Source organism: Chitiniphilus purpureus, from assembly GCF_025642115.1.
Taxonomy (GTDB): domain Bacteria; phylum Pseudomonadota; class Gammaproteobacteria; order Burkholderiales; family Chitinibacteraceae; genus Chitiniphilus; species Chitiniphilus purpureus.
In genome coordinates this window covers 2340482-2353340 of sequence record NZ_CP106753.1, presented here as the reverse complement: position 1 = coordinate 2353340, position 12859 = coordinate 2340482, and the positions used below count along the sequence as shown (strand labels likewise).

The following is a 12859-nucleotide window of genomic DNA, read 5'->3' as shown; positions in this document are numbered from 1 at the left end:
CTGCCTATTCGTCCGCGTCGTCCTCCTGCGCGGTGGCCGGTGCAGGCGGTGGCGGCGCCGCGCTGCTGAAGTGCAGCCCGCGCTCGGACGCGCGCTCACGCCAGGTGGCAATCTGCTCCAGCACGTCGGCCGGATTGCCGCCGCGGCGGCGGATCGCTTCCACTTCGCTGGCAAAACCGGCTTGGCAGAGTTTTTCCCAGGCCAGCGCCTCTTTCAGCGGATCGATCCAGGGCATGGACTGGGCGATGTAAAGGCAGTCGTCCACACTGCCCGGCACCACGTCCCGCGGCACGCGCGCGACACCCGAAAGGTGCGCGACCTGCACGAACTGCTCCCAGACCGGCCGTACGCATTGCGATACGAATTCGTCGGCGAGAGTTGCGTAGTGGACCCACTGCTCCACCAGCTCCTGGCGCTGCGCAGAGTACGTGCCGTTGTAGTCACGGCTGACGCTGCTGTAGCTGGCGCCGATGCCGGCGGCGACGGCGCGCAACTGCCCCTGGCGGAACGTGATCAGGTTGGGGTTCGGGCGATCGGATTTGATCATCCCGATTTCCTCACCCACTGCCAGCGAATCCAGGATCATCCCCGGCGACAGGCGCAACTCGCGCGGTATCGGGTTGCCGTCTTCGTCGCGCGCTGTCGATTCCGGATCGTGCATGTCCGGCGTGCCGCGCTTGACGTAGGCGGTGAGCATGGCGGCCACCTTGGCTGCGATCCGCTCGGACTCCTCGTAATCTTTGATGTCGTCCAGGCGGGTGAGCACGCTGGCAAACTCGGACACGCCGCGCAACTGCCCAATGCGATCGGTGGTGGCGATATGCAGCATGCGCTCGGCGCCGATGCGGCGCAGGTATTGCCGGCTGGGGTAGGTGCCGAATTGCAATGGATGGTCGCGGTAGACCCAGTAGCCGACCGCCCTGCCCCAGCCATTGCGCTCAATCCCCTGGCGGATACGATCGCCATCGTCGTAGTCGAGGGGGATCATGTCGGCCTCGAACAGCTCCAGCGAATACGGCACCTGGGTACCGTGATCGAGGCTGGCGATGGGGCCAATCAAGTGCTGTGCAAACGACTCACCATCCCTGATCCACGCGCGCGCCAGCATCCGCTGTGCCTGCGGCCAGGTGTAGCTGTGGGTCACCTCGGGCCGGCGGCACCAGTCCTGCCACGCCGTGCGCAGCGCTGCGGCGTAGTCCTGGTGGATGGTACCGTCAGTGCGCCGGGGTTGCGGCTCGATACCGATACCGGTGGCGCCGACGATGTTGTTGACCAGCACCCGTAGCGCACCACGGGTCAGGTCGTGGTTGCGCTCCAGGTCGCGGACGTACGCGCGCAGCTCGCTTGCGCTGCGCTGCACGATCATATCGGGGCTGGCCGTATCGCGGCGTACCCGCCGGGTACGGGGCGCGGATTTGTCGATGGCGTCGTAGTGCGCCAACACCTTGCGTGCCATTTGGCGCCGGATAGCGCGCTCCGGCGCGCCCCAGGCGATGAGCCGATCGAGGAGATTCATGCTCAGTCCATCCGCGCGACTGAGAAACTGAGCCCCCCAAGGCGAGGCGCGCCCGCAGGCTGGCGTTCGGCGGCGACCCGACGCTCCCATTCGACCCGGCCAGCACGGATCTCGGCGAGGTTTTCCAGGGTAAGGCGGCGGCCGTTGAATTCGACCGATTTTCCGCCCAGGACGTCTTTTTCGGCCTGGATGTACAGATCCAGCATGTCAGTGGCGATGGACATAGGGCACTCCATGGAGAGAGTGCCCATCCTCGCGCTATGGCAGTCCAGTTTTTAGGGGGAAAACTGGAAAATCTGGCCATTCAAGTGGGCCCCAAAGGCGGCCCCGGGACTAGATTTCGCCAATCGGTGTCAGCCCTTCAGCCAGCGCGGCGCATGCCAAAGCAGTACGCCGGTCGATCACAAGCGGCCGGCCGGTGTTATAGCTCCGCCCAGACTCCATGCTGATGTAGGTGTTGCGGCCGACGCCGAGCGCATCTGCGGCCTGTTGCTGGGTCCAGCCCATGCGCTGACGCCAATCGGCGAGGTGCTGCGGTGTCATGGTGCGGGGCTCACATCTGCTCGGCGGTAGCCTTTCTCGGCTTTCGCAGGCCCAGTTGGCGGATACGCGCCCTGATCGCACCAGGCGTCCGTTGCAGCCGCGCCGCAATGGCGTCAGCCGTCTCGGTGGAGTAGAGATCCCGAATGAGCTGATCCTCCTCGCTAGTGTACATATCGCTCCGCTCAGGCATGGACAGGCCATCCCGCTGCAACACCCGGCGGACTGAGAGATATGACCTCCCCGTTTTGCGGGTGATCTCGCTCAGCGTTTCGCCTTGCTGGTACATCTCTCTGATCAACGCCCTTTCCGCCGGCGAGAATCTGCCACGACTGCTCGATATCGCTTGCATGATGTCGGCGAGCGGGATGCGCCGGGTGCGACCCACCACCAAATGGCCGGCGTCGTGATCGATATGCCACCAGTTGGTCGACGGCGTCACAGGGTCAGGCAGCTCCGCGCGCTGCTCGTCTGCGCTCAGTACACGCCCGCCTCGGATCAGGCGCTTGACCTCTGCCGATCGCAGACTGCCCAGCGGGAGCAGGCGCTCGACTGGCTCACCGCCTGCGCCCATCTCGATCACACGAATATGGCCGTCGGCCACCAAAGCCCGCTGTTGCGATGCTGGCAGGGTAGCCAGGGCCTTGAGCAGGGTTTTATTGCCGGCGTGGCGTACCACTGCCTCGGCGTCAATGGTTCCGGCTGCGATCATGGGGAGGTACTGCCCCATCCCGCTGCGCAGTTCGGACATATCCTCGCCGCGGCGCTCCAACTCAGCCCAGACCGCAGCCAAATAGATCAACTGTTTGGCCGACACCTGCAGAATTTTCGCCAGCTCGCCGCGCAGCTGCTGGGTGGACATCGTGGTCAGTTCCAACAGCTGCCCGCTGGGCACGTATGCAGTAATGCCTGTCATTTATCGTTGCTCCGTTTGATCAGTTCCGCGCCCACGCCGACCAACTGGCGTAACGCACGCTGCCGGCGGTATTCGCGCTGCAGGTCGAGGTACTTCTGATGGGCCTCAGGATTGGATTGCAGTTCGTCGCGCCATTGCCGCCGATAGGCTCGTCCGTGCCGCCTCACCATCTCCATCCAGCGCGCATGTTGCGCGGGCGTCATGTGCGCGAGGCGCTCATGGCGCCTGGCCTGAATCTCGTCACGGTGGGCGGCGTAATGCGCGCGCTGCCATGCCAATTTGGCCGCATGCAGTTCGGGGTCGTTGCGGATTTTCTCAGTGCGTCGGCGATGCGCGGCCTGTGCTACCTCGCGTCGCCGCTCGGCCACTACAGGGTCAGCGGCAGCGCGCGCCTTGGCCATAGCGTGGCGGGTCCGGTTGAGTTCCGGGTCCTGAGCCGCCCGCTTGTAGTAGTGCGCCAGTTGCTCCCGGCGGATGCGCTCCACCCTGCACGTCTCCGAGCAGGTAGTCTGACCATTGGGCGCATGGAAGGCCTGGCCGCATACCGCGCACTCTCGGGTCAGCCGGCACGCGTCGCAGGCAGTGACTAGGTCGCGCCGGTGGCGGATGGCGCTGGCGGTACAGGGCAAGCGGTACTGCGGGACATCGCACACGTTGCCGCAGTCACAGCGGCACCGCCACAGGAACCCCTTGGCCAGTTTGGCGACGCGCTCAATCACCACCAATTTGCCGTAGCGCTCGCCAATCAGGTTTCGTGCGGCCGGCATTACTGTCGCTCCAACCACTCGATCAGAGCGATCTGGTCGGCGGACGACAGCGCGGCGATGCGACTGACCAGCGCCTCTACGTTGACCGGGTCGATGCTGGAAAGGTCGCCGCCATCCTCGGCAGCATCCTCCAGTTCGGCGACAATGCCGCCGACCAGGATCCTGGCCGGCGTGGTGCGGGTGGCCCAGCTCTGGCAGGCGGCGCGGATCATTGCCTGGTCCAGCGGCGACAGTTGCGCAAGCAGGCGCTGCTGCGCTTCGCCGATGATATGCTGGTAGCGATCGAGCACGTCGGCGATACGCCCAGATATTTCGTTTTCCGCGACATCGCCCAGCACGGCGGCCATGCGATCAGGGATGCGGATTTGATAGCGAGTACTGGCCATAAGCCCCCCAGTGCAAAGCCCCGCCGGAGCGGGGCGAGTGTTACCAAGCTTTCCCAGTGATTTCGTAGGCACCATCCCGGTTGAGATACCCCCTTTGTCCGTCGCTAGGGCGGAACCAACAAACAAAAACCTTCTGCCCGGCCTTCACTGCCTCTTTCTGCGCAATTTTTACCACCTCTGCTTTCCCCGAGCAGGGGATGTACTCTGCCTGATACTCTTCGTAGGCAATTTCTACCTCGTATTGGATGGTCTTGGCGGCGCGGGTGGTTGCCATTTTATTTCTCCTATTTGCCGCGGCGATTTGCCCGGCTTCTCGTCTTGGACAACATGTTCTGTCCATGTCGTTACCATAAACGCAAAAGTTACTCGGCTGCGGCTTGGTTAATCCGCCTGGGTGGCGCGCCACTCCTGCGCCTCGTCCTCGTCGATCTTCCCTGCCGCCAGCAATGCTGCGACGTGGGTTTCTCCAATTTGTCGGTTGCCCGACTCGAAAGCCAATGCTGCGCGGTCCAGCAGATATTCATTCAAATCACACTCAATCGATGCACCTTCACTCTCGGCGGCAGCCTCGATCTCGGCAATTGCCTCGGGGAGTGTTTTTGCAGTCGGCCAGTGCTCTACAACGAAGCAGACGCCGAGCATGTCCTCGTCCCAGATTTGAGCGCGGCAGTCGTCCCATTGCAGGCGCTCGGCGGCCTGTTCCAACTCGGCAAGCGCGCTTTCTGCGTCGTCGTTCAACGAGCCGCGATGGTTGCTGCCGTCCCAATCGCAGGAGTAGCCAGCGATGATGCTGGAAATCAGCGCTTGGGTGTCGGTGTCTTCGAGAAACTCAGCGATTGCCGTGCCCCGCACATCCGCCGGAATGCGAACGCGGTAGGCGCGGTTATGATAGATGGATTCAGGGCAGCCATTCCCAGTTTCCGAGCTGTAGCCCGCGCTGGCGGATTCAGACTCTGGGTGGATGGTGATATAGGCCGGCTGAGGGCCACTTTGCCCTTGGTACTGGCAGTACACCGGGGCGATTTCTTCACGCAGGTCGGAAGCATTGGTCTTGATCATTTTCTTTCTCCTGTTTGCCGCGGCGACTTGCCCGGCTTCTCGGCTTGGACAACATGCTCTGTCCATGTCGTTACTATACTACGTTCATTCAATGAACTCAAATACCGTTCGTCTTTTATACAGATGGCTCGAATCGGCGATTCCTACGGCTTCTGCCGTCCGACAATTGCATACAGTCGCGATTTTGAAATCCCAAATTTACGGCAAATTTCCTTTCGGTTCAGCCCGTTGAATTCGCGGCGGATTGCGGCGTCGCGTTCGCGTTTGTCCACCGCCGGCACGTAGAATTCCTGGCCGCCGATGCGTTTGCGCATGCCGCGCACCAGGGCTGCGGCGAGAGTCTGCGCGGCCTGCGCACTGTAGCCCGCTTCATCCCGGAGTATCTGGGTCAGCTCGTGGTGCAGCTGCAGGGCATGGTAGTCGGTTTCATGCGGTGGGGTGCAGTCCGGCGGGTCGTTGCGGACGCTCCAGTCCAACACCAGCTGCTCGGCAGCGCTGGCGCCCAGAGGACAAACACGCGGTTGCCGCACTCGCCGCGGCACTGGCCGTGCCACCCACACCAGCGCCTCACCGTCGAACAGTGAAGGTTGGCATGCGACGGCAGCCCGGCGGCGTGTCACAGGCGATTGCTCCAGTCATCGCTGGCAATGCCTCGCGGCTTTGCGGCGACCTTGACCGGTTTGGGCTGCGGCTTCAGCGGCTGGATTTCTTTCAGTTTGGTCAGATCGCGCCCGGACAGGCGTACAGCGGCGAGAGCATAGTTGAGGCAGTCCAGGGTTTCGTTGCGCGGGCGCATCTGCACCCACTCCTGGAACGGGCGGGTGCCCCGGACCTTGGTCACCAGCTTTTCGGCGGCGAGCTGTGCGAAATATTCCTCGTCGAATGCAGAATCAATCGGGAAATGGATGTAGCCGGGGCCGGGCTCTTGTTGCCGCAGCCGGGCATACAGCAGGGCTTTGCCCTGATCGACGCCGAGGGGCTCGACCGCCACGCCACGCTTGCGCCGGGTCCGCATGCGCTGGCGCCGGCGGCGCTCGTCTTCGACCAGCGGGCGATGCAGCCCAGGCACCCCCTTGATGGGCATGCACCACGCGCGCGACTTGCAAAACTCGTAGACCATGCTGGCGTTGTAGCCGGAGTCGATGCAGGCGAATTCGACGCCTTCATCCTGCAGCAGGTTGCCCAATTGCTCCCATACCTCGGGCTTGGCCGTGTCCCCCGGGAGAATGACGTGATCGAGCAGCCAGGCTTCCTCGCTCGTGCCGAAGGCGACGATGCTGCATTCCAGCCGGTCTTTCTGGACGTCCACGCCAGCGACGACGATGGCGTATCGGATCGTGCCGCGTTCGTATTGCTCGCGCCGTGAAATCAGGCTGATGCCTTCGATGCTGTCGCCCGGCTCTTCCCAGATCCAGCCCAGGAAGGTGTTGACGAATGCCTTCAGCTCAGCGGTGTCGCCCTGGGCGTTGAGCCACTTCTGGGCGATGGTTTTCCAGTCCAGCCCGAGGCCGATCGGGGCATAGAGGGCGTTGATGTGGTATCCGCGGTGCAGCTTGATATGCGGGCGGGCCGCAATCCACCGGCCGGATGCGAGCAATGCCGTACGGGCGTGCTCCTCGAGCACGCAGCCGTTGGCCTTGCATATGTAATAGGCGCGCGCCACCTGGGGGGTCGATTCGTCATCCACCGGGGGGTCCAGCTGCCATTTCAGCCCATGGACTGCGCCTGGGCTGTCGTAAGCGGTGAACTCAAGGTGCTGCAGTTCGCCACAATGCGGGCATTGAACATGGAAGCGCCGCTGATCGGAACGCAACCACATGTGGTAGATGCGGTCGTGCTGCGAGCGGGTCGGGGTGGACACCAGGAACGTCTTGGCCCGGGTGTAGGTACGCTGACGATTGTCGATCAGCGTCATCGGGTCACCCTCGCCGCCCACGTCCCACGGGAACGCGGCCACTTCGTCGCACAGCACGTAGGGCAAATGGTCAGAGCGCAGCGAATCGGGGCTGTTGGCCCCGGCTTTGACGATCCGGGCGCGGGCGGCGTATTCCAGCAGGTCGGCCCGGTTGGATTTATCGCGCTTGGCGCGGCTCACCAGCGCGGAGAGGACCGGCGTTTCGTCGATCATCTTGGCCAAGCGCGGGTTGAATGATCGATCCCGCAGCTCCAACGTCGGCATCACCACCAGCATGTCCTGGTTGCCCAGGTGGTGCATGACGTAACCGATCCAGTTGTTGCCGGCCTCGGTGCCGCCCACGCCGGAGGACTTGATGAAGGTGACCCAGCGCACGGCGCTGTGCTCCGACAGGCTGTCCATCACCTCGCGCAGGTACGGGGTCAGGTCAGTATTCCAGCGCCCTGGGGCGTTGGTGCCGGACTGCAACCAGCGGTTGCGATCGGCCCATTGGCTGACGGTGAGCAGATCACGCGGCTTGGCGCCGCGGCGCATGGCTTGGCCCACGGTCGGTGCGGCCACACAGGCGCGCTCCAGCGCTGGCCCCAGATCCATCAGAGCAACACGCGCGGACTCGCTCATCAGGTAGTGCAGACGAGTTTCGTCGCGCTCACCGGCCGTGGCCTCGACCATGCGGTCTGCAAGGCGGTCCAGCAAATCCAGCATCACCTGCCGCGCGGCCGCGGTGATCGGCGCCAGATCACTGAGGGCAATGCTGCCGGCCAGCGCTGCTGTAAGTTCGTCTTGCTTTTGTTTGGCCGCGAGTTTGGCGGATTCGAGCTGGATATCTGCGAGGCTGGTCATACGATACCCCGGTCATCGAAATCGCGATTGAATGACCGAACCCGATCCAGGTATTGCTTGTGGTGCTCAAATAGCGCTTCTGAAGCGGTAATGACCGTGTTTTCCGATCTGGGATTCGTGTTGATGTTGGCCGATGATTCGACGACCCAATAGCGGTTCAGGCTGCGGCACAGAAACAGCTTGCTGTGATTCCGGAACACAACCACACGCCCTGGGCCGCGGCGTACCAGGGCGCACAGCAGTTGATGTGCATCGGCATACTGGTTCGGAAAAATCTCACCGACGTAGGCATCAAGGTGTTTGATTCGGCCGCTGTCCACCCACTCGGCGATGCGATGTACATCTGCCGCCGCCATGCACCACGTCGAAAACGCCACGTAGTCCATCGGGGTTTCGCGCAACAGATGCGCCAGGAAACTCAGGGCGTCGACATCGCCGGACGACAGCACGTGCCAACTATCCCCGGTTTCAATCCGCGAGGGCAGGATGCTGGACAGGACTTCCTCCGATTTGGCGAATCGCGCTTCAATCCTGGATTTCGTCTTTACTGCGCTGGCTTTTCGCTTGTTTTCCTTTTCCCGCTTACGTGCGGATTCGAACCCCGACAAATCCAACTGGGGCTGCACTGTCAGATCAATGTCGATCATTTGCGCAGTGCCTCCTCGAATTCGCGCAGGTAGTAGCGGTCCATTGCTTCCTGGCCGATGCGCTGCAGGTCGATCTGCTGGTGGTAGGCGGCCTGGGGCGCGAAGAGAAACAGCATCCGGGTCATGCTGCCGTGCGCGCTGGCGCGACGCTGGTAGATGCCGGGTGGCACCTTGCTGTCACCGCCTGGCTGGATCGCGTAGAACGAACCGTTGCGCTGCTTGTTGCGGCGTGACGCTGCGGAATCTTGCGTCACCCAGCGCCACGTGCCGTCGGGGTTGCGCACCCGCTTGCTGACCGGGCGGCTGCGGTTTTGGTAACCCCCGGTCAACTCGGTGCCGATCTGGCTGATGATTTGCATGATCAAGCCGCGCGGCACGTTGCCGAATGCGTCGCGCGGGGCCTGCGCCGCTGGTACGCAGACCCAGCCGCGCGGCATGGTGCCAGCTGCCTGCAGGGCCAGTTCGAAGCGCTTCAGCCCGCGCTGGCGCAGCCCAAGTACCACGTCGTCCATGTACCGGGCTTGCCAGTCCTTGAACACCACAGCCGCTGCAATCGGTTCGCGGCGGTAAAGTGCCGGCCGCACCACGGTACCGGACAACGTGAACGGCGTTGGCCGGTCGAGCACGCTGCTCATTTCGTCCCGCAGCAGCTTCTGCGCCAGGACGGCCGTCCTGGTCAGGGCGATCGCGGCGCAGCGCCGCGCCTTGTCGGCAGCAACCTGTTCGGCGCGCTGCAGGCTGATCGGGTCGGGGCGAAGGGTGATCACGGCTTTGCCCTCCGCAGCCGGCGCAGGGCGCGGGGGAATTCGGCGCGCAGTTGCGTACGGATGGCATCGACTTCCGCGGCGACAATGCGGCGGCGCTCTGCCTGATCGAGTGTGGCGACCAGGCGGGGTGCGGTGTGGTCGATCAGTCGCTCAATGGCGGCGCGCAGGGTGCCCCCCACACCAAGGGCCTCATGCTTGACCGACTCCAGCGGGAAGCGCTGGCCAGCCGCCTGCTGCATCTCCAGCTTGACCAACTGGTTGTCGGCGTGCAGTGCGATCGCCTTATAGCGGGTGCGGTCCGCGTCGATCTGTTCGTTACCGGCCGTTTCTGGGGACGTAACAGCACCAGTGGCGGCAGAGGCCAGCATGGGAATGGCATTGCCGCGTTCTGCGGCGTGCCGCGCAGCGACATCAGCACGGCCACCGGCGGTGGCGTGATAGCGCGCCAAGCTGGCCGCAACGAGCACCATTCCGTCTCGCATCACCAAGCGGCCGGCCTGCTTGGCCACCGTGATGGTTTTGCGGCTGACGTTGAGCCGCCGGGCAAAGTCGGCCTGGGATTCGGTCAGATCGGGGTCGATTTCAGACATGGGATGTTCCTGTTCCGGGTTCCGAAGAGGTGTTCCGGGTACCCGGAACGCTGCCAACCCTTGATTTGCCTTGTTTGTTCCGGGTGTTCCGGGTGTTCCGGGTATAAAACGAAGTACGCGCGAGGGATTCGGTTTGATGGCGGCCCGTCTATCGCGCGCGCCTGCGGGCGCGCAGGAAGCCCGGAACACCCGGAACACCAGGAACACGTCAATGCCGACGCGGGTTCCAGCTGTTCCGGGTACCCGGAACAGGGCGATTGAGCCCGGAACACATCGGGCGCGGGTGATCATGCGTAACCCCCTGGATCGCGAACTGCGCCGGAGAACAACTGCACGCAGTCGGAAAGCCAACGGGTAAGGTCGCTGCCGTCCGGTTGGGCATGGCGATGCTGTTGCAGCAGCTGCGTCGGCGGGAAAATGACCGGACGTGGTTGCGACGCGCCCAAGTCGTTGAGGTAGACGCGGGATTTACGCTTGTCCCATCCGGGGGTGCGGTGCACGACGTTGAAAAACTGGTTGCTGGGTCGCGGCCGGGATTCGCCGTTGCGCCGACACCAGTGCAGGTAGGCGGCATAGAGGTCGCCGGCGATACAGGGGCAGACCGGCAAACCCAGTTCGCCCTCGCCCCATTCGGCCAGGAACCGCTGCTCGCTGGGCAGGCTGACGCGAATCAGTTCGGCCTTGGCCTCGGTCATTGGCGGGCGCTTCTTCGGGTGGAAATCCCCGAGGTCAAGCTGGAGCAGGTGGTGGTAGAGCGCGGCGACGCCACCGTTGTCGATCTCGCGCCACACGTCGTCGTACCATTGCTGCCCGAGCGAGGGTGGCGTCCAGATCACGAGGTGCCGGCGATCGTCGTTTTCGATCGGCAGCGGCTGCCCCTCGTTGGATAGGTAGACGATGTTGACCTGGTTGCGCTGCCGATAGGCCGGCAGGTTCTTCGGATTGACCCGGATCCACTCGCCGGTCACCAGCTCTTTCAGCTCGTTTTTGATGTGCCACATTTCGGCGCGGGTGACGACCTCCTCGGCCAGCAGGAACAGCTTGCTGTCGGCCCAGTCGGAGTTGAATTTGTCTTCCAGCCCACGCTGATTGAGCACTGTGGCGTAGTCGCCGTAGATCCGGGCCAGGGTCTGGAAAACGCAGCTTTTGCCGGTGCCTTGCGGGCCGTGCATGATCACGGCGCTGTTGAGCTTGGCCCCAGGGTTTTGCAGCGGGAAGGCCATCCAGCGCAGCAGCCAGTCATAGACCTCGTCGCTATTGGATTCGCCGCCGCAGAGGTAGCGCAGCGTGGCGAGCAGCAACTCGCACGTGCCGGGCTTGGCCTCGATCGGCCAGCCGCGCCAGGTGTTGAGCAGTACATTCGGGTCTTTCCCCGACGGGTCGAATCCGACCTGGTCGATGTAGTAAGCGCCGCGGCCCTGCCAGGTCGGGTGGCGTTTGACGTCGTCCCACCGTACGCCGGGGTGCAGCAGTGCCGTTGCCTGGGTCTGCAGCACGATGCGGTTGGTCCACACGTCGAACAGGTGCTTGCCGGTGCCGTCGTCGATCGGCAGGAAGCGCTGGACCAGGTCGTCCAGGTCCATGATCGAGACTGCGCGACGTCGACCGGTGCTGTCGTCCCCTCCCCCCTCGTGGGCGAGAACACGCGCGTTGCCGCCATCCGACCACCCCATTGCCAGCAAGGCGGCCTCGATCTGGCGGGCCACCAGCGGCAGGCCCCCTGCAGGATCCGCGTGCAGGTCGTTGAAATCTGTCGGCCCCTTTCTGTCGGCCGGGCGCTCGGTCGGGAAATCCGGCTTGACCCAGTGACCATCGACCGCCAATGCCGCAGCACGCGCATTGCGCACGCCGGCGTTGCTCTTGGTGTGCGGCTGGCCACAGTGCTCGCATTCCAGCCCTTCGACCCGGGTGTACTGCCCACAGGGTTTGCAGCGCTGCACCCAGTCATCATCGGCGCAGACCAGGATGCGGCGCGTGCGGTAGTGTTTGGCCGCCGCCTTGGCAACGTCCTGCAGGTTCCCGGCGTCGAATGCCACCACCACCGGCAGGCCGGTCGCCTCGTGCAGGCTGCAGCCGGTCGCGAACCCTTCGCACAGTAGCGCTATGCCGCCAGGCGCAACTGCGCCGATCAAGAACCAATGGCCCTGCTTTTTCAGGCCGGCCGGACTGAAATCCTTGCCCCTACCCTTTTTGGCCTTGATCGCCGGATCTTCATAGATGACCTGCAGCCCCCAGATGCGCCCGGTCTTGTCGTGGATGGGCACGACCAGGTTGTTGCTGGGGGAAAGGCGTGCACCGTATAGCTTGCCCGGCGGCAGCCCCTTTGATACCAAGTACTGGCTTGAGCCTGCGTTCTGGCACTGCCGCCAGTAGTGGGTTGCCCTGGCCGAAATCCGCTCATGCTGCTCGGCCAGCTCGCGCTCGGCGCGCGCCTTGTCCGCCTTGATCCGCGCGGCGATTGCATCGCGTTCCCCGGCATCGAATTGCTGGGCGCTCTCACGACTGATCTCGATCTTGCGGGTGCCCGCGTCGTCGCCATGCCACACGCCATAGCTGCCGACAAGGACGGTTTCGCCACTGCTTCCCAGCGGCATTTCGAAGAGCCGATACCACCCGCGCTTTTCGCGATCGCCTTCCACGCGCCGCCGTTGTGGGCGCGGTGAGCCCACGATCAGGTCGTCCGCTCGCAGCACGATGCCGGCCGCCTCGATCTGGCGGCGGACATCGTCATAGTTGATCGGCCACGCCATCCTGTTACCTATGTTTTTGGGCCGCAGCCTAGCGGCATGCCGGGGTCCGAATCACCCGCAGTAGGGGAAGCCCGGAAGGACCCGTCATTTCGGCCATTTTTGTAAGAATTCTCAGTTACTTCGTAAGAAACAACCAGGCCCGGGCACGCAGCGCGCCCTGTCC

General features: G+C 63.7%; 14 protein-coding genes. All 14 read right to left on the bottom strand.

Annotated elements, in window-relative coordinates; genetic code table 11:
- Positions 1-4: 4 nt before the first annotated feature.
- Positions 5-1516, bottom strand: coding sequence for a phage portal protein (locus tag N8I74_RS11050; RefSeq protein WP_263123136.1), 1512 nt, complete (start codon positions 1514-1516; stop codon positions 5-7).
- A gap of 2 nt (positions 1517-1518) precedes the next feature.
- Positions 1519-1740: a hypothetical protein gene (locus N8I74_RS11045; protein ID WP_263123135.1), complete on the bottom strand. Its 222-nt coding sequence runs from the start codon at positions 1738-1740 to the stop codon at positions 1519-1521.
- Positions 1741-1849: 109 nt separating this feature from the next.
- Positions 1850-2059, bottom strand: coding sequence for a helix-turn-helix transcriptional regulator (locus tag N8I74_RS11040; protein ID WP_263123134.1), 210 nt, complete (start codon positions 2057-2059; stop codon positions 1850-1852).
- Between the two features lie 10 nt (positions 2060-2069).
- Positions 2070-2972 (bottom strand): helix-turn-helix domain-containing protein, encoded by a 903-nt coding sequence (locus N8I74_RS11035; RefSeq protein ID WP_263123133.1) that lies wholly within the window; start codon positions 2970-2972, stop codon positions 2070-2072.
- On the bottom strand, positions 2969-3739 hold the full coding sequence (locus N8I74_RS11030; RefSeq protein ID WP_263123132.1) for a hypothetical protein: 771 nt from the start codon (positions 3737-3739) through the stop codon (positions 2969-2971). Before N8I74_RS11030 ends, N8I74_RS11035 begins: the two co-directional genes overlap by 4 nt.
- Positions 3739-4125 carry a hypothetical protein gene (locus tag N8I74_RS11025; protein ID WP_263123131.1) on the bottom strand — a complete coding sequence of 129 codons (387 nt, stop codon included), beginning with the start codon at positions 4123-4125 and terminating at the stop codon, positions 3739-3741. Before N8I74_RS11025 ends, N8I74_RS11030 begins: the two co-directional genes overlap by 1 nt.
- A 40-nt stretch (positions 4126-4165) precedes the next feature.
- Entirely contained in the window at positions 4166-4399 is a 234-nt protein-coding gene (locus N8I74_RS11020; RefSeq protein ID WP_263123130.1) for a hypothetical protein, read from the bottom strand.
- 107 nt (positions 4400-4506) lie between these two features.
- Positions 4507-5184, bottom strand: a complete 678-nt coding sequence (locus N8I74_RS11015; RefSeq protein ID WP_263123129.1) for a hypothetical protein — start codon at positions 5182-5184, stop codon at positions 4507-4509.
- A 143-nt stretch (positions 5185-5327) separates the two neighbouring features.
- Positions 5328-5660 (bottom strand): Mor transcription activator family protein, encoded by a 333-nt coding sequence (locus N8I74_RS11010; protein WP_263123128.1) that lies wholly within the window; start codon positions 5658-5660, stop codon positions 5328-5330.
- Positions 5661-5800: 140 nt separating this feature from the next.
- Entirely contained in the window at positions 5801-7942 is a 2142-nt protein-coding gene (locus N8I74_RS11005; RefSeq protein WP_263123127.1) for a phage terminase large subunit family protein, read from the bottom strand.
- Positions 7939-8589: a hypothetical protein gene (locus N8I74_RS11000; RefSeq protein ID WP_263123126.1), complete on the bottom strand. Its 651-nt coding sequence runs from the start codon at positions 8587-8589 to the stop codon at positions 7939-7941. The genes N8I74_RS11005 and N8I74_RS11000 overlap by 4 nt, the downstream gene beginning before the upstream one ends.
- The gene (locus N8I74_RS10995; protein WP_263123124.1) at positions 8586-9356 is read right to left on the bottom strand and encodes a hypothetical protein; all 771 of its coding nucleotides are present in this window, start codon (positions 9354-9356) and stop codon (positions 8586-8588) included. Before N8I74_RS10995 ends, N8I74_RS11000 begins: the two co-directional genes overlap by 4 nt.
- The gene (locus N8I74_RS10990; RefSeq protein WP_263123122.1) at positions 9353-9946 is read right to left on the bottom strand and encodes a hypothetical protein; all 594 of its coding nucleotides are present in this window, start codon (positions 9944-9946) and stop codon (positions 9353-9355) included. Before N8I74_RS10990 ends, N8I74_RS10995 begins: the two co-directional genes overlap by 4 nt.
- Positions 9947-10233: 287 nt before the next feature.
- Positions 10234-12696 carry a DUF5906 domain-containing protein gene (locus N8I74_RS10985; protein WP_263123121.1) on the bottom strand — a complete coding sequence of 821 codons (2463 nt, stop codon included), beginning with the start codon at positions 12694-12696 and terminating at the stop codon, positions 10234-10236.
- Between the last annotated feature and the right edge of the window lie 163 nt (positions 12697-12859).